This is a genomic window from Bradyrhizobium sp. STM 3557 (assembly GCF_045571465.1).
Classification (GTDB): Bacteria; Pseudomonadota; Alphaproteobacteria; order Rhizobiales; family Xanthobacteraceae; genus Bradyrhizobium.
Genome location: NZ_CP120697.1, coordinates 843901 through 860296 on the forward strand (window position 1 = coordinate 843901; position 16396 = coordinate 860296).

Annotated in this window: 18 protein-coding genes; 10 read left to right on the top strand and 8 right to left on the bottom strand. The window is 64.8% G+C overall.

Annotated features, from left to right (window positions below; all coding sequences use genetic code 11):
- Positions 1–72 precede the first annotated feature (72 nt).
- From P6U24_RS03895 to P6U24_RS03905, 3 genes are all read left to right on the top strand, one after another.
- Entirely contained in the window at positions 73–972 is a 900-nt protein-coding gene (locus P6U24_RS03895) for a cytochrome c oxidase subunit 3 (RefSeq protein WP_407157883.1), read from the top strand.
- Between the two features lie 133 nt (positions 973–1105).
- The gene (locus P6U24_RS03900; protein WP_407157884.1) at positions 1106–1492 is read left to right on the top strand and encodes a DUF983 domain-containing protein; all 387 of its coding nucleotides are present in this window, start codon (positions 1106–1108) and stop codon (positions 1490–1492) included.
- A 273-nt stretch (positions 1493–1765) separates the two neighbouring features.
- Positions 1766–2524 (top strand): SURF1 family protein, encoded by a 759-nt coding sequence (locus tag P6U24_RS03905; protein ID WP_407160767.1) that lies wholly within the window; start codon positions 1766–1768, stop codon positions 2522–2524.
- A gap of 8 nt (positions 2525–2532) precedes the next feature.
- Here the strand turns inward: P6U24_RS03905 and P6U24_RS03910 are convergent, their stop codons facing one another.
- A complete protein-coding gene (locus P6U24_RS03910; RefSeq protein ID WP_407157885.1) occupies positions 2533–3006 on the bottom strand; it encodes a DoxX family protein in 474 nt (157 codons plus the stop codon).
- A 193-nt stretch (positions 3007–3199) separates the two neighbouring features.
- Positions 3200–4159 carry a c-type cytochrome gene (locus P6U24_RS03915; RefSeq protein ID WP_407157886.1) on the bottom strand — a complete coding sequence of 320 codons (960 nt, stop codon included), beginning with the start codon at positions 4157–4159 and terminating at the stop codon, positions 3200–3202.
- A gap of 1073 nt (positions 4160–5232) precedes the next feature.
- On the opposite strand from P6U24_RS03915, the gene thrC reads away from it, so the two are divergent.
- The 4 genes from thrC (at position 5233) to P6U24_RS03935 (ending at position 9426) form a co-directional block, all read left to right on the top strand.
- On the top strand, positions 5233–6651 hold the full coding sequence (gene thrC, locus P6U24_RS03920) for a threonine synthase (protein WP_407157887.1): 1419 nt from the start codon (positions 5233–5235) through the stop codon (positions 6649–6651).
- On the top strand, positions 6651–7940 hold the full coding sequence (locus P6U24_RS03925) for a M16 family metallopeptidase (protein WP_407157888.1): 1290 nt from the start codon (positions 6651–6653) through the stop codon (positions 7938–7940). The genes thrC and P6U24_RS03925 overlap by 1 nt, the downstream gene beginning before the upstream one ends.
- Positions 7941–8036: 96 nt before the next feature.
- A complete protein-coding gene (locus tag P6U24_RS03930) occupies positions 8037–8624 on the top strand; it encodes a GNAT family N-acetyltransferase (protein WP_407157889.1) in 588 nt (195 codons plus the stop codon).
- Positions 8625–8802: 178 nt separating this feature from the next.
- On the top strand, positions 8803–9426 hold the full coding sequence (locus tag P6U24_RS03935; RefSeq protein WP_407160768.1) for a hypothetical protein: 624 nt from the start codon (positions 8803–8805) through the stop codon (positions 9424–9426).
- A gap of 136 nt (positions 9427–9562) precedes the next feature.
- Here P6U24_RS03935 and P6U24_RS03940 read toward each other — a convergent pair whose 3' ends face one another.
- The 5 genes from P6U24_RS03940 to P6U24_RS03960 all read right to left on the bottom strand — a co-directional run bounded on the left by P6U24_RS03940 (position 9563) and on the right by P6U24_RS03960 (position 12108).
- Entirely contained in the window at positions 9563–10048 is a 486-nt protein-coding gene (locus P6U24_RS03940) for an ATP F0F1 synthase subunit B (protein ID WP_407157890.1), read from the bottom strand.
- Positions 10048–10620 carry a F0F1 ATP synthase subunit B' gene (locus P6U24_RS03945; RefSeq protein ID WP_407157891.1) on the bottom strand — a complete coding sequence of 191 codons (573 nt, stop codon included), beginning with the start codon at positions 10618–10620 and terminating at the stop codon, positions 10048–10050. The genes P6U24_RS03940 and P6U24_RS03945 overlap by 1 nt, the downstream gene beginning before the upstream one ends.
- 30 nt (positions 10621–10650) lie before the next feature.
- A complete protein-coding gene (locus P6U24_RS03950; RefSeq protein WP_006615622.1) occupies positions 10651–10878 on the bottom strand; it encodes a F0F1 ATP synthase subunit C in 228 nt (75 codons plus the stop codon).
- 36 nt (positions 10879–10914) lie between these two features.
- Entirely contained in the window at positions 10915–11658 is a 744-nt protein-coding gene (locus P6U24_RS03955) for a F0F1 ATP synthase subunit A (RefSeq protein WP_407157892.1), read from the bottom strand.
- A 72-nt stretch (positions 11659–11730) separates the two neighbouring features.
- Positions 11731–12108: an AtpZ/AtpI family protein gene (locus tag P6U24_RS03960; RefSeq protein ID WP_407157893.1), complete on the bottom strand. Its 378-nt coding sequence runs from the start codon at positions 12106–12108 to the stop codon at positions 11731–11733.
- A gap of 399 nt (positions 12109–12507) precedes the next feature.
- On the opposite strand from P6U24_RS03960, the gene P6U24_RS03965 reads away from it, so the two are divergent.
- A complete protein-coding gene (locus tag P6U24_RS03965; RefSeq protein WP_407157894.1) occupies positions 12508–13107 on the top strand; it encodes a hypothetical protein in 600 nt (199 codons plus the stop codon).
- Positions 13108–13109: 2 nt separating this feature from the next.
- A complete protein-coding gene (locus P6U24_RS03970; RefSeq protein WP_407157895.1) occupies positions 13110–13577 on the top strand; it encodes a secondary thiamine-phosphate synthase enzyme YjbQ in 468 nt (155 codons plus the stop codon).
- Positions 13578–13650: 73 nt separating this feature from the next.
- On the opposite strand, the gene P6U24_RS03975 is transcribed toward P6U24_RS03970, so the two are convergent.
- Positions 13651–15279, bottom strand: coding sequence for an MFS transporter (locus tag P6U24_RS03975; RefSeq protein WP_407157896.1), 1629 nt, complete (start codon positions 15277–15279; stop codon positions 13651–13653).
- Between the two features lie 388 nt (positions 15280–15667).
- Here P6U24_RS03975 and P6U24_RS03980 point away from each other — a divergent pair, with 388 nt between their 5' ends.
- On the top strand, positions 15668–16342 hold the full coding sequence (locus P6U24_RS03980; RefSeq protein ID WP_407157897.1) for a response regulator: 675 nt from the start codon (positions 15668–15670) through the stop codon (positions 16340–16342).
- The last annotated feature ends 54 nt before the right edge of the window (positions 16343–16396 follow it).

Below are 16396 nucleotides of genomic sequence, written 5' to 3' on the forward strand. Positions count from 1 at the left end.
CCGCGCTTTCAGTGCTTTGGTTTGAAGGAATATCTGCCGGCTCCGTCGGCATCGATCTGGGGAGAGACTTGAATGGCTACGGCCCACGCTAAGCATCACGACTACCATCTCGTCGATCCGAGCCCGTGGCCGTTCGTCGGCTCGCTGTCGGCCTTCATCATGGCGTTCGGTGCGGTCGGCTGGATGCATCATCTGTATTCGGCCGCGCCGATCGTGTTCGGCATCGGCCTCGTCGGCGTGCTCTACACGATGGCGAGCTGGTGGGGCGACGTCATCAAGGAGGCGCAATACAAGGGCGACCACACCCGCGTCGTGCAACTGCATCACCGCTACGGCATGATCCTGTTCATCGCCTCGGAGGTGATGTTCTTCGTCGCCTGGTTCTGGGCGTTCTTCAACGCCTCGCTGTTCCCGGCGGACGCCGTGCAGGCGACCCGCGACGCCGTGTTCGGCTGCGGCGCCGGCACCCAGATGGGTGCCTGCAGCGTGCCCGGCACCTGGCCGCCGAAGGGCATCGAGGCGCTCGATCCCTGGCACCTGCCGCTGCTCAACACGTTGCTGCTGCTCACCTCGGGCACCACTGTGACCTGGGCGCACCACGCGCTGCTGGAGAACGATCGCCAGGGCCTGAAGTATGGTCTGCTCCTGACCATCCTGCTCGGCGCCACCTTCACCGCAGTGCAGGCCTACGAATACGCCCACGCGGAGTTCGCCTTCAGCGGCAACATCTATGGCGCCACCTTCTTCATGGCCACCGGCTTCCACGGTTTCCACGTGCTGGTCGGCACCATCTTCCTGATCGTCTGCCTGATCCGCGCCTATCTCGGCCACTTCACGCCGAAGCAGCATCTCGGTTTCGAATTCGCCGCCTGGTACTGGCATTTCGTCGACGTGGTCTGGCTGTTCCTGTTCATCTGCATCTACATTTGGGGCAGCCACGGCGCCGAGGCCGCTTCCCACGCGGTGCATTGACGGGCCGCTGATCGTGCTACAAGGGGGCGGCCGCAGGGCCGCCCTTTTTCTTACGGCTCTCCTGCTTGTTACGGCTCTCCTGCGCATGTGCGTGTGGACGACTTGCTCGACGAAGGATGGGTGGAACACAGCGATGCATAACCAGCCCGTCACGCTATCGCAGACCATCTTGCGCGGCCTCGCCTGCCGCTGCCCGCGCTGCGGCCGGGGCAAGTTGTTCTCGGGCTTCCTCACGCTGCGACACCGCTGCGAAGCCTGCGAGCTTGACTACGCCTTCATCGACAGCGGCGACGGCCCGGCCATCTTCATCATCATGATCGCAGGTGCGATCGTGGTCGTGGCGGCGCTGATCGTCGAGGTGAAGTACCAGCCGCCATTCTGGCTCCACGCGGCGCTGTGGCTGCCCTTGATCCTCGTCACCACGCTGTTGCCGCTGCGGTCGATGAAGTCGCTGCTGATCGCGCTGCAGTTCCACCACAAAGCTGCGCCGGGCGAGCTCGTCGACCGCGGTCCGCGGTGAGGGCAGGATGGTGTGTCAACTGTTCGCGAACTCTCGCGCAGGAGACGGTGAGCTCCCTCTCCCCGCTTGCGGGGAGAGGGGTGGGGTGAGGGGCTACAGGTCTCAACAATCAAACCGGTGGCGCGTCTGCCCCTCACCCCAACCCTCTCAGCGCGAGCGAAGCTCGTCGCGCCCCCGTGAAGGACGGGGAGAGGGAGCGCACCGCATTCCGCGCGAGAGCTTGCGAACAAGTCTTCAGGGACAGGCCGACCGCGCGAGCGCCTTCCTATGACAATGACCACCGCTATCGGCGGGCGCGGCACACGCGCCTTTGCCGCGTTCACCGCATTGATGGTTGCGATCTTCATCGGCCTCGGCGTCTGGCAGCTCGCGCGCCGCGCCGAGAAGCATGCGCTGATCGCGGCGCTCGAGGCGCGGATCACCGCTGCACCGGTGCCGCTGCCGCCGTCCGCGGAATGGCCCGCGCTGAACGCGGCGAACGACGAGTTCCGCCGCGTCACTTTCACCGCGACTTATTTGAAGCTGCCGGACGCGATGGTCTATAGCGCCGGCTCCGCGGTCCGCGAGGACGTCTCTGGCCCCGGCACCTGGGCCTTCCTGCCGGCCCGGCTGGCCTCGGGTGAGACCGTCGTGATCGATACCGGCTTCATCGCCAACACCATGCAGGAGCGCAGCGTCGAGGACCGCGCGGCCGCCAAGCTCATCACCGGCGAGCCTATCACGCTCGCCGGTTACTTGCGTTTTCCGGAGAGCGCCGGCCTGCTGACGCCGGCGGACAACCGCGACAAGCGGCTGTGGTTCACCAGGGATCACCTCGCGATGGCCAAGGCGCTCGGCTGGGGCGAGGTGGCGCCGTTCTACATCGATCTCGAAACGCCGGTGCCGGACAACGGCATCCCGAAGCCCGGCCCGCTGACGCCGCATCTGCGCGACGAGCACATGCAATATGCCATCACCTGGTTCTCGCTCGCGGCTGCGCTCGTGATCGCGTTTGCGGTCTGGGCCCGCGGTCGTCGCGCGCAACGGCCGTGATCCCATCATTATGAGGATTGCGCGAGCCGCACCACGAAGCGGCGCCAGAGCCAATTGTCGATGGCGTAGGGGCCGGCGCCGCCGAGCACCAGCGCGATGATGCAGGCGAGATAGAGCAGGTCGGTCTCGTAGCCGGGCTCGCCGAAATGCGCACCATGCGGCGTGATCGCCTGCAGCTTGATCGACGAGAAGCCATAGGGCCAGTGTACCGTGATGATCGCGACGATCAGCACGATCGCCATGGGAATGCTGATCAGCGGCACCAGCGCGCCGAGTAGCATGAGGATGCCACCTGCGATCTCGGTCACGATGGTGATCCAGGCGAACAGCGCCGGTATCGGCAGGCCGAGCGCGTGCAACAGCCCGGTGAAATTGTCAGAGCCGCGCAGCAGTTTTGCGAAGCCATGCTCGGCGAAGCCATAGCCTACAATAAGCCGCAGCGGAATCGGGGACCAGCGCGCGATCGGCGACGACTGAGCCATGACAAACATCGCGCAAATCAGCTCGTTGCCCCGGCTGATAGTTTTCGCCACAAGGGAGTTCCGCGTCATCGCTCGTCCGCCATTCGTAACGTTGCCGATGACGGTCCGTTCGGATGCGAGCGGCCCGTTGTTACGGACCATTCATGTGCTGAATGCGGAGATGATGCGTGCCTGCTGCATGGATGCGATCCCGTCAGCTCGCCGGCAGGTGCATCAAATATTCGTAGATGGCGCGCAGCTCGTCGTCGCTCATCCGTCCGATCGGCCGCCACGGCATCTCTTTGCCGAGCTCGTGGCCGGTGGGATCGACGCCGGTGCGCATGGTGGCGGCGAACTGATCGAAGCTCCAGACCTTGACCACGTTGAGATCAGGGCCGAGCGGCGGAAGCTGGCCCGGCACGCCGCCGGTCAGCGCCTTGCCATGGTACCCGCGGCAATCCTGATAGGAGAGAATGTATTCGCCGAATTCTGCTGTCGGCGCTTTGGCCGGTGCTATGACTACGCCAGTCGGCACCGGCTTGGCCTCGGGCAGCAGGTGGGCGCCGAGCATGACGAGGCCGAGCAGCGAGAAGCGGTCGGGCGTCGCGCCGGTGTCCCGGCCATCGGCGCGCAGGCTGCGCAGATAGGCGATGACAGCTTTGGTGTCGTCATCGCTGAGCCCCGAGGCATTGGTCAGCGACATGATGAACAGCCTGCGGCCGCCGGGATCGACGCCGTTGCGGATGGCGCGGAAGATGTCGCCGTCGGACCAGCGGGCGAGCCGCCCGGCCGGCGTCAGGTTCGGCGCGACGAAGGAGCCGAGCGGCAGCGGAAGATGGCGGCCGAGGTCACGGTCGCCGGTGAGCGTCGCGGTGATGTCGTCGGGTGCGTGACAGCCGCTGCAGAAGCCGTCGGCGATCTCGTGTCCGCGCTGTACCTGCTCGGCGGTACCGGCGATGGTCGGCGAAACGGCCGGCGCGCCATGCGCGTTCAACCGCGAGAGGCCAGCGAGCGCGAACACGCTCGTGATCGTGGCGATCAGCGTCAGCAGTGCCGCGATGCTGCCGACGCCCCATCGGACCAGCCTCCTCTTGTGCCTGAAGGCGCGCAGGCTCGCGAAGGTCAGCAGCGCGGCCAACACGATCGGCAGCGCGACGTCGAACATCTCTGGCATGATGGCAATTCCCCGCCGGTCTGAGCAATGATGGCGTGATCGTTACGATCGCGAGACCTAGCGGCGCTGCGATACGCGATTGTTTCGCGCAACCTGCTTCGTGTTACCGGCGCAACGGCATGGCCCACGTCTCGCTGCAAATCGCCCGCGCATGCTCCGCGACTCGTCTGCGCCGAAACGCTAATTTTGTGCGGCCGATCAAGCAGCTCGGTCGTGTCCAGCCCTTTTGCGAAAAATATTCTTGTTTCTTTTTTTCAGAATTGGTGATTGTCTAGAGCCATCCCGCCTCATCGGAGAGGGGCGTGCGCGTCGTCACGATACGTGGAAGCGGGATGCGATGGACGTGCAGGCGGCAACTGACGAGTGCCGCGGGCGCGGACTGCGAAGTCGTGTGGTCCTGGCCTCCCGGTGCTGAGGCCAAGCTTGCGATGCTGTTCGACGAGCGTCGTGAGCGACGGGGGCAAGAGAGCCGGTCCCCGGGGAGAGCGCGTATAAGCGTTAAACCCATCGCGCAGGGAAGGCCGGGCGATCTCGGCTGCACCTGTGGTTCTGCCGCGTGCTCTTTTGCTGCACGCGGACCATGGGCGCCAGCCGGCGCCCGGCCTTCCCTGCGCCCTCCAATGCGAGAGGGTAGATGAATGAAGCATAGCTCGGGCATGTCATGTCGCGAGAACGAGAAGGTATGAGTCGGCGCTGCATGGGTGAGAAGTTGGAGCAGTCACCCGCTGGTGTCGTCCCGGGCAAGCCGGACGGCGCGACAGCGCCGGCAGGCGCCCACCCGGGACCCATAACCCCAGTTTGCAGTTGGGCGCAGGCTGGAGCTACTTTCGTTTTCAACCGCACGGCCGGTGGTTATGGGTCCCCGCTCCAGTGCGCAATTGCGCACAAGGCGGGGACGACAGCGAGGTCTGCCGCGAATCTCTGTACGCCTTCCGTACAGCTATTTCTGCGGCAACTACCGGTTTCCCCGTCTGGGCAAAACGATTATGGTGCCAGACCAGTTTGCCGCGAGGCAGTTCTGATCTGTAATCAAATCAATGGCTTAAGCTGATGATGAGGGCCTGGAGAGCGATTTGACGCGCTACGTGTCCACCCGCGGGGAAGCCCCCGCGCTGAGCTTCTGCGACGTGATGCTGACCGGGCTCGCCCGCGACGGCGGCCTCTACGTGCCCGAGACCTGGCCGCTTCTGTCGCATGAGGCGATCGCGCAGTTTTTCGGCCGGCCCTATTGGGAGGTCGCGGTCGAGGTCATCAAGCCGTTCGTCGCCGGCGAGATCTCCGACGCCGACCTCGGCCGCATGGCCAACGAGGCCTACGCCACGTTCCGCCATCCGGCGGTCGTGCCGCTCAACCAGATCGATCCGCACCAGTTCGTGCTGGAGCTGTTCCACGGCCCAACGCTCGCCTTCAAGGACGTGGCGATGCAGCTGATCTCGCGGCTGATGGATCATGTGCTGGCGGGGCGTGGTGAGCGCACCACCATCGTGGTCGCGACCTCGGGCGATACCGGCGGCGCGGCGGTGGAAGCTTTCGCCGGCCGCGACAATGCCGATCTGATCGTGCTGTTCCCGCACGGCCGCATCTCCGAGGTGCAGCGGCGCATGATGACCACGGCCGGCGCCGCCAATGTCCACCCGCTCGCCATCGAGGGCAATTTCGACGACTGCCAGGCGATCGTGAAAGGCCTGTTCAACAATCATCGCTTCCGTGACGCGGTGGCGCTGTCCGGCGTCAATTCGATCAACTGGGCGCGCGTGGTGGCGCAGGTGGTCTACTATTTCACCTCGGCGGTCGCGCTCGGCGCGCCCCAGCGCAGCGTCGACTTCACGGTGCCCACGGGCAATTTCGGCGATATCTTTGCAGGCTTCGTCGCCAAGCGCATGGGCCTGCCGATCCGCACCCTGCGCATCGCCGCCAACGTCAACGACATCCTGCCGCGCACGCTCAAGACCGGCCATTACGAGGTGCGCGAGGTGCACGCGACCACCTCGCCATCGATGGATATCCAGGTCTCATCGAATTTCGAGCGGCTGTTGTTCGAGGCTGCAGGCCGCGACGCCGACACCGTGCGCCGCCTGATGGCCTCGCTGAAGCAGTCCGGGCGCTTCGTGCTGCCCGATGCCATGCTGGCCGCGATCCGCGCCGATTTCGACGCCGGCCGCGCCGATGAGACCGAGACGGCGGCCGCGATCCGCGCCGCCTTCCGCGAGGCCGGCGATCTCGTCGATCCGCATACGGCGGTCGCGCTCGCGGTCGCCGATCGCGATTCCGCCGATACATCGGTGCCGAACATCGTGCTCTCGACAGCTCATCCGGCGAAATTCCCGGACGCGGTGGAAGCCGCCTGCGGCGTGCGGCCGCATCTGCCGGCCTGGCTCGACGGGCTGATGACGAGGCGCGAAGAGGTCAGGATCATGCGTAACGACCAGGCCGAGGTCGAGAAGTTCATCCTGTCGGTCAGCCGGGCCGCCAAGCAGGGAGCTATAGGTTAATGGCTGTGGAAGTCACCAAGCTGCCGACCGGGCTCACGGTCGTGACCGACACGATGCCGCATCTCGAGACCGCCGCGCTGGGTGTCTGGGCCGGCGTCGGTGGCCGCGACGAGAAGCCCGACGAGCATGGCATCTCGCATCTCCTGGAACATATGGCGTTCAAGGGCACCACGACGCGCAGCGCGCGCGAGATCGTCGAGACCATCGAGGCGGTCGGCGGCGATCTCAACGCCGGCACCTCGACCGAGACCACTGCCTATTATGCGCGGGTGATGAAGGCCGACGTGCCGCTGGCGCTCGACGTGCTCTCCGACATTCTCGCCAATCCCTCCTTCGTGCCGGAGGAGCTGGAGCGCGAGAAGAACGTAATCGTGCAGGAGATCGGCGCGGCGCAGGACACGCCCGACGATGTCGTGTTCGAGCATCTCAACGAGCTCTGCTATCCGGACCAGCCGATGGGCCGCTCGCTGCTCGGCACCGCCAAGACGCTGAAGGGTTTTGATCGCGACAAGCTGCGCGGCTATCTGTCCACGCACTACCGCGGGCCCGACATGGTGGTGGCCGCCGCCGGCGCGGTCGATCACGCGCGCATCGTCGATGACGTGGCCAAGCGCTTTGCCGGTTTCAACGGCGCGCCGGCGCCGAAGCCGCTGCCGGCCACCTTCGGCAAAGGCGGCTCGAAGGTCGTGCATCGCGATCTCGAGCAGGCACATCTGACGCTGGCGCTGGAAGGCGTGCCGCAGGCCGATCCATCGCTGTTCTCGCTGCAGGTCTTCACCAACATCCTGGGCGGCGGCATGTCCTCCCGCCTGTTCCAGGAGGTGCGGGAGAATCGTGGCCTGTGCTACTCGGTCTACACATTCCATGCGCCCTATAGCGACACCGGCTTCTTCGGCCTCTACACCGGGACCGATCCGGCCGATGCCCCCGAGATGATGGAGGTGGTGGTCGATATCATCGGTGACGCCGTGGAGACGCTGACCGATTCCGAGGTCGCGCGCGCCAAGGCGCAGATGAAGGCGGGCCTCTTGATGGCGCTGGAGAGCTGCTCCTCCCGTGCCGAACAGCTCGCGCGCCACATCCTCGCTTATGGCCGGCCGCAGACGCTGCAGGAGATGGTCGCCAAGATCGACGCCGTCAGCGTCGAGAGCACCCGCGATGCGGCGCGCACGCTGCTGGCGCGCTCGCGCCCGGCGGTGGTTGCGCTCGGCAGCGGCAGGGGTCTGGACAGCGCGGTGACTTTCGCGGAAGCTTTGAGCGGGTCGAAGTCGAAGGCTCAGCTCCATTGAGGCTGCAGGAGTCCGTCCCGCCGCGTGAGCTCGCGTGCGGCGCGGAATCCGGAGCGGTCACCAGTGGAAGCTGGGAAGAGCAGGGGAGCATCCCAGGTGGCCCTGTTTCGTTTGCCATCCAGCGGACCGACGGCGCTCGCGCCGCGCGGCAATGGGCTCTATTTGCGCGCGCCGCAGATGGCCGACTACGTGCAATGGGCGCAGCTGCGTGACTACAGCCGCGAATATCTGACACCATGGGAGCCGATCTGGCCGTCCGATGATTTGACCCGCTCCGGCTTCCGGCGTCGGCTGCGCCGCTATGCCGAGGACATGGCGGCCGACCGCTCCTATCCGTTCATCGTGTTCCGCGAGAATGACGGCGCCATGCTCGGCGGCATCACGCTCGCCAATGTCCGCCGCGGCATCGTGCAGGCGGGCACCATCGGCTATTGGATGGGCCAGCCGCATGCGCATCGCGGCTATATGACCGCGGCGCTGCGCCTGTTGCTGCCGACGCTGTTCGGCGAGCTCAACCTGCACCGGGTCGAGGCGGCCTGCATCCCGACCAATACGCCGTCGATCCGGGTGCTGGAGAAATGCGGCTTCACCCGCGAAGGCCTGGCGCGCCGCTATCTCTGCATCAACGGGGTCTGGCAGGACCACTTCCTCTATGGCCTGCTGAACGAGGATTTCCGCGGGTAGAATGATTTCGAAGCTGTTTTCACAGCGCGCAGCCGCAGTGCTGGCGCCGCCAATTTGACCCATGAAGAGTGCCACGGCTTCGCCGTGATCGCGCTGTTAAAGCGAGACGCGGTGGCCGGGCGATGACAAGCCTTAAGGACATCCGATGCGTGAGAGACGTGCAATCCGGTTTGCGGCAGTGGCCGCGGTGTCAGTCGCGCTGGGCGCGACGAGCCTCGCCTCACCGGCCGCGGCGCAATCGCTGACCGACCGCTTCAAGAGCCTGTTCGGCGGCGGCTCGGACGACAAGCCGGATCAGCAGAACTTACCCGCGAACGGCGGGCCAGCGGCCGATCCGACCGAGGGCCTGACCTGCCCGCCGGTCAACATCCGCGCCGGCGCCTCGACCTATGCGGTGGCGGCGCCTGGCAAGCAGGCGATCGGCAATGACGTCAAATTCCAGGCCTCCATCACCAAGACCGCACGGGAGTGCAATCTCGAAGGCAGTCAGATCATCGCCAAGATCGGCATCCAGGGGCGGGTGATTGCGGGCGCCGCGGGCGCCCCCGCCACCGTGGAGATTCCGATGCGCGTCGCCGTGGTCCAGGGCGGCGTCAACGAGAAGGTGATCGCGACCAAGGCCTACCGCACGACAGTGCAGATGACCGAGGACGGTAGCGTGCCGTTCACGATCGTCGCCGAGGATCTGGTCTATCCGGTGCCGGGGCCGGGCTCCAATCCCGATGCCTACGTGTTCTACATCGGCTTCGATCCGCAGGCACTGGGGCCGGAGCCCAAGGCGCGTGGGAAGAAGAAGAGATAGTCCGCGTGGCTTGATCGGAGGTCACGCCCGCCGGCGCGATATTGAAGACAAAGAAATGAGAACAAAAAAAGCCGGCGCGAGGATGTCGCGCCGGCTGTTTTCAGAGATGGTCTGATCGAAGGTGTGTGAGACCCGCTCAGTTCAGCTTCTGACGGACTTCCTTGATGCCCTTGGCGACGAGGTCGTCGGCAAGTTTGCCCTTCACCGTTTGCGACAGCACGCTGGTGGCGGCCTGCACGGCCGCCTCCGCGGCGGCAGAGCGGACGTCCGCCAGGGCCTGGGCTTCCGCGAGCGCGATCTTGCTCTCGGCGGCCTTGGTCCTGCGGGCGACGAAGTCTTCCATCTTGGCCTTGGCCTCTGTCGCGATGCGCTCGGCCTCCGCCTTGGCAGAGGTCACGATCTCGGCCGCTTCGCGCTCGGCGCTGGCGCGGCGGGACTTGTAGTCCGCGAGCACCTTCGCCGCCTCCTCCTTGAGGCGCTTGGCCTCGTCGAGTTCGGACCTGATGCGCTCGGCGCGATGGTCGAGTGCGGTCAGGAGCATCCGATGCACGCCGAAATAGCCGAACAGCGCGAGCAGGATGATAAAGGCGATCGCAACCCAGGTTTCCGGATCGGCGAACATCAGGCTGTTTCCTTCAAGGATGCATCGACGGCCGCGTTGAGCGCCTTTGCTGTCGGAGCTTTTCCGGTCAGCTGCTCGACGATCGCGCTGGCCGCATCCGCGGCGATGCCACGGACATTGCTCATCGCGGTCGCGCGCGTGGCGGCAATGGATTTTTCCGCTTCCGCGAGCTTGGTCGCGAGGCTCTGCTCCAGGGCCTTGCGTTCGGCTTCCGAGGCGGCCGCAAGCTTCTCGCGGGTTTCGGCTCCGATCGCCTGGGCGCTGGCCCGGGCGGTCGCGAGCTCGCTTTCATACGCCTTCATCGCGGCCTCGGACTCGTCCTTCAGCCGCTGCGCGTCCGAAAGATCGGTCTCGATGGCCTTTTGGCGGGCGTCAATCACCCCGCCGACCTTCGGCAGCGCCAGACGTGACACGATCACGTACAGCACCACGAAAGCGACCAGCAGGGAGACGATCTGCGAGGGAAAGGTTTCCGACCGGAACGGAGGGAAACCGTGCCCGCCCTCGGCCTCGGTATGGGCGGTCGTGCCCTGGGCAGACCCCTTGGCGGCCTCGCCATGACTTTCAGCCACGGGCGTTCTCCTGTCCGGCTCGGGCCGCGCTTAGACGGCGTACAGCAGGAGCAGCGCGATCAGCAGCGAGAAGATGCCGAGCGCCTCGGTCACCGCGAAGCCGAAGATCAGGTTGCCGAACTGGCCCTGAGCAGCGGACGGATTGCGCAGCGCGGCCGAGAGGTAGTTGCCGAAGATGATGCCAATGCCGGCACCGGCGCCACCCATGCCGATGCAGGCAATGCCTGCGCCAATGTACTTCGCTGCAACCGGATCCATGAAAAGCTCCTTTTAGAGGTTGTGAGTTGGGCCGGATCAGTGGCCCGGATGGATAGCATCGTTGAGATAGATGCAGGTGAGGATCGTGAAGACGTAGGCCTGCAGGAACGCGACCATCAGCTCCAGCGCGGTGAGCGCGACGGCGAGGCCCAGCGGCAGCAGTGCGCCAGCCTTGCCGACGGCGCCGAGCGCGCCCAGCATGATGACGAAGCTCGCGAACACCTTCAGCGTGACGTGGCCGGCCAGCATGTTGGCGAACAGACGGACGCTGTGGGAGATCGGGCGGGAGAAGAAGGAGATGATCTCGATCAGCACCACCAGCGGCAGGATCACCACCGGAATGCCGGAGGGGACGAACAGCTTAAAGAACTTCAGGCCGTTCTTGTAGAAGCCGTAGAGGATGACCGTCAGGAACACCAGAAGCGCCAGCGAGAAGGTGACGATGATGTGGCTGGCGACGGTGAATGTGTAGGGGATGATGCCGACGATGTTCGAGACGAAGATGAACATGAACAGCGAGAACACCAGCGGGAAGAACCGCATGCCCTCGGAGCCGGCGCTGGTTCTGATGGTGTTGGCGACGAACTCGTAGGACAGCTCGACCACCGACTGGAATCGCCCCGGCACCAGCGCCCGCCCAGCACCGAGCATCATGACGCTGATGATCGCGACCGCGAGCAGCATGTAGGCGGTGGAATTGGTGAAGGCGATCTCATGATTGCCGATATGGCCGATCGTGAAGATCTTGTTGAGGTCGAATTGTTCGATCGGATCGATCATCCGCGTGGCGTCTCATTGTTCACCGGCGACGCCGGCGTTTTGCACTTCATTCGACGGGACTTCCGCATGCCGCTATCGGCCGGTCCGGTCCGGAGCAACCCCTGCCGACCTCACCACATTCAACACGCCGGCGGCGAAGCCGAGCAGGAAAAACACGATGAATCCGAAAGGCGATGTCGACAGCAAGCGGTCGAAACCCCAGCCGAGCACCGCACCGACAAGAACACCGGCGATCAACTCGGAGGAAAGCCGAAGACCGCGCGCCATCGCCGATGCTCTGGCCGCACTGTCTCCGCCTCCAGCTCCAGGTTGGTCAGTCCTGGTCGCGCGGCTGTCACGAAGTTCGGACAACCGCTGATCAAGACTTCCGAGCCTTGCGGAAAGCGCAGCCTCATCGGGCGATTTATCGCCACTTCCGTGTCCGCTGCTGTCGTCCGTGCCTTCCGCCATGATGTGAAGACCGATACGTCGCTGCGGGTTGAAGGAAATTGCGCCCCATCACCCTTTAAAGCCGCGCGGACCATACTGACCGCATCCTGCCAAGTCAAGATTGCGTGTGGAACAGTTAGGTTATTGATTTTATTGCAATTCTTGGCCTCGCATTGGATCGGTCGACAGCTGTCACCGCGGCGCATCAGCGCACGCTTGTGCGGTGCGCGATCGCCCCTCTTGGCTTTCGCGTGCCGCGGTCGGCAAGGCAGCGAATGTGGCGCGCCCGCGTTGAAATCGCGGTGTCCTCCCCATAGGTCAAAAAGCAGAGGCACGAAGCCCAACCCTCAACCACGCGCGCGACAAAATTCGAGGGCAAGCGCTGCGGATCGGGATGCCTTGCCATGCGGGAGCAACGTCATGAACGCACGGACATCGATCGCATTGATATCGCCGCGGCGCAGCCTGATCGCAGCCGTCGTTGCGGCCGCCTGCATGGTCGGGCCGGCCGCGGCCGAGCAGCCTGCGCCGGATAGCGACAAGGGCCGCTACACGATGTCGGCCACGTCGGATGGCGTGGTCCGGCTCGACACGAGGACGGGGGCGATCTCGACCTGCAGTGACACGGCGGGCATGGGGTGGTCCTGCTATGCGGTGCCCGATGAGCGTGCCGCGATGGATGCCGAGATCGGCCGGCTGCGGGCCGAGAATGATCGGCTGAAGGCGCAGCTTGCCTCCCGCGACCAGACCGTCACCGGCAAGATCGACGAGGCGTTGCCGAAGGACCAGGCCCTGCCGAAATCGGATCAGTTGCAGAAGGCCGATCCGAAATCCGCAGAGTCCAAGCCAGCGGAGTCCAAGCCTGTCGAGCCGAAGTCGACGGACGGGTCGCGGAAGATCGAAATTCCGCTGCCGAGCGATCAGGACATGGACCGGGTGATGGCATTCGTGGAGCAGGCCTGGCGGCGGCTGATCGATATGGCCAATCGCGTGCAGAAGGACATGTCAGGGAAGATCTGAGGATGTCGACAAAAACCGTGTCCCGCAGTGCGTCGTCGACCGTCGCCGTCAACACCGTTGTCACCTCGGTGCTGACCGTGCGCACGTCGGGCCGCGGCTTTGTCGATCTGACACGGGAGGTTGCGGCTTTCCTCGCCCAGGCCAATGCCAGAGAAGGTGCGGTCACAGTCTTCATCCGCCACACCTCGGCATCGCTGACCATCATGGAAAACGCCGATCCCAGCGTGCTGCAGGATCTCACCACGGCGCTGTCGCGCCTAGCGCCGGAGAATGCCGGCTGGGTCCATGACACTGAGGGACCGGACGATATGCCCGGTCACATCAAGACGATGCTCACATCGACATCGCTGCAGATCCCGGTGCGCGAGGGTGAGATGATGCTCGGGACTTGGCAGGCGATCTACTTGATCGAGCATCGCGCCCGGCCCCATAGCCGCGAGGTCGTGCTGCAGTTCATCGGCGCTGCCTAGCGTTCGGAAAGCAGGACGGCCGCGGAGCAGATCCGCGGCCGTTCGACGTGCTGAAAGCTGGGTGCGCTGCGGTCTAGGTCTGCGCGATATCGACGTCCTTGGTTTCCGGCAGGAACAGGAAGCCGATGACGAGGCTCATCGCCGCGACGCCGATCGGATACCAGAGACCCGCATAGATGTCGCCGGTTGCGGCCGCGATGGCGAACACGGTGGCCGGCAGGAAGCCGCCGAACCAGCCGTTGCCGATATGGTAGGGCAGCGACATGCCGCTGTAGCGGATGCGGCTTGGGAACAGCTCGACCAGCCAGGCGGCGATCGGGGCATAGACCAGCGTCACATAGACGACGAGGATCCACAGCAGCACCGTCGTCATGAAGTAGTTGATCTCAGCCGGGTCGGCCGAGGCCGGATAGCCGTGCGCCTTGATCGCTGCGGGCAGCGCCTTGGCGAAATCGGGACTGGCGGTGTCCAGAACCTGCTCGCCGACCTTCACCTGCGCCTTGGTGCCTGCGGGCGCCGCCTCGGTCTTGTAGTTCACCGACAGGTTGACCAGCGCGGACTTGGCCACGTCGCAGCTTGTCGTGAACTTCTCGGCGCCGGTCGCCTTGAACTGGAACGAGCACTCGTTCGGATCGGCGACGACGGTCACGGGCGAGGAGGCAAGCGCGGCCTCCAGCTTCGGATTGGCGAAGTGCGTGATGCCCTTGAAGATCGGGAAATAGGTCACTGCCGCCAGCAGGAAGCCCGCCAGGATGATCGGCTTGCGGCCGATCTTGTCCGACAGCCAGCCGAAGATGATGAAGCCGGGCGTGGCGAGCGCCAGCGCGACCACGATCATGATCTGGGCGGGGACGCCAGGCACCTTGATGGTCTGGGTCAGGAAGAACAGCGCATAGAACTGGCCGCCATACCACACCACGGCTTCGCCGGCGGTTGCGCCGAGCAACGCGAGGATCGCGATCTTGGCATTCGACCACTCGCCGAAGGCCTCGCTCAGCGGGCGCTTGGAGGTCTTGCCCTCCTCCTTCATGCGCTGGAACACTGGCGATTCGTTCAGCGTCAGCCGGATCCAGATCGACACGATCAGCAGGATGCCTGAGAGCAGGAACGGAATGCGCCAGCCCCAGTCACCGAACGACTCCTCGCCCATGATGGTCCGGATGCCGAGGATCAGCAGCAGCGCCAGAAACAGGCCGAGCGTCGCCGTGGTCTGGATCCAGGAGGTGTAGTAGCCGCGCTTGTTTTGCGGTGCGTGCTCGGCGACATAGGTCGCCGCGCCGCCATACTCGCCGCCGAGCGCCAGGCCCTGGACGAGGCGCAGCAAGATCAGCACGATCGGGGCCGCAATGCCCCAGCTTGCATAGCTCGGCAGCAGTCCGATGAAGAAGGTGCCGACGCCCATCAGGGTCATGGTGATGAGGAAGGTGTATTTGCGCCCGATCATGTCGCCGAGGCGGCCGAAGATCAGCGCGCCGAACGGCCGGACCGCGAAGCCGGCGGCGAAGGCGAGCAGCGTGAAGATGAAGGCGACGTTCGCGGGAACGGTCGAGAAGAAGTATTTCGCAAGGAACACGCCGAGCGTGCCGTAGATGTAGAAATCATACCACTCGAACACGGTGCCGAGCGAGGAGGCGAAGATCACCTTCCGCTCCTCCGCCGTCATCCCTCCGGTGCGGTAGGTACCGCCTGCTGTCGCTGCCATTGTCATCAGCATCCACTCCCCAGATCGTTTGGTCTTTGAAGGCTCGCCTCCGACGCGCGGCCGCAAAAGGCGCCGTCGCATCATGTGGCCTCGCGAAACAAAGTAACATTGCGGTGAAAGCGCCCCCAATACGACTTTCGGCCCTCATCCGAGAAGGTTGTGGGGAATGACGCGCGCGAGCACGTTTGCGGATCAACGCCCGCCGGTGACGCCGTGCGGTGTGTTGCGATGCACAAGGAAACCGATTAACTGCTTTATTCATCAGGTGGAATTGCCCGCTTGCATGCAACCTCCCGCCGGAGGAGTATTTCGAAAAACCACGCTGCGCGCTTCGCATGAGCATGGTTCGTGGAATCTCGGTAAGACTACAGTTGTAAGAATTCGAAGAATGGCGCCTGCCAGCACTCGTCTCGTCATCGCCGATGACCATCCGCTGTTCCGCAACGCGTTACGGCAGGCGGTCGCCAGCGTCGTGAGTTCGGCCGTGGTCGACGAAGCAGGCTCCTTCGAAGATCTGACCGCGCTCTTGGAGAAGGATGCCGAGGTCGACCTGATCCTGCTGGATCTCACCATGCCCGGCATTTCCGGTTTTTCGGGCCTGATCTATCTGCGCGCGCAATATCCGGCGGTGCCGGTCGTGATCGTGTCGGCGAGCGATGATGCCGCCACGATCCGCCGCTCGCTCGATTTCGGCGCCTCCGGCTTCATCCCGAAGCGGTTCGGCGTCGATACTTTGCGCGATGCGATCCTCAAGGTGATGGAGGGCGAGATCTGGGTGCCGCCCGACACCGATCTCACCGCGGCCGCCGATCCAGAGATGACCAGGCTGCGCGACCGGCTGGTGACGCTGACCCCGCAGCAGGTGCGGGTGCTGATGATGCTCTCCGAGGGGCTGCTCAACAAGCAGATCGCCTATGAACTCGGCGTCTCCGAGGCCACCATCAAGGCGCATGTTTCGGCAATCCTGCAGAAGCTCGGCGTCGAGAGCCGCACGCAGGCCGTGATCGCTGCGGCCAAGATCGCAGGCTCGGCCTGGCGGCAGGACACGCCGACGGGGAAATAACCTTCAGCAGCCCGGGTGAGCGACAGCGATACCCGGGACCGCGCTCCACGAATC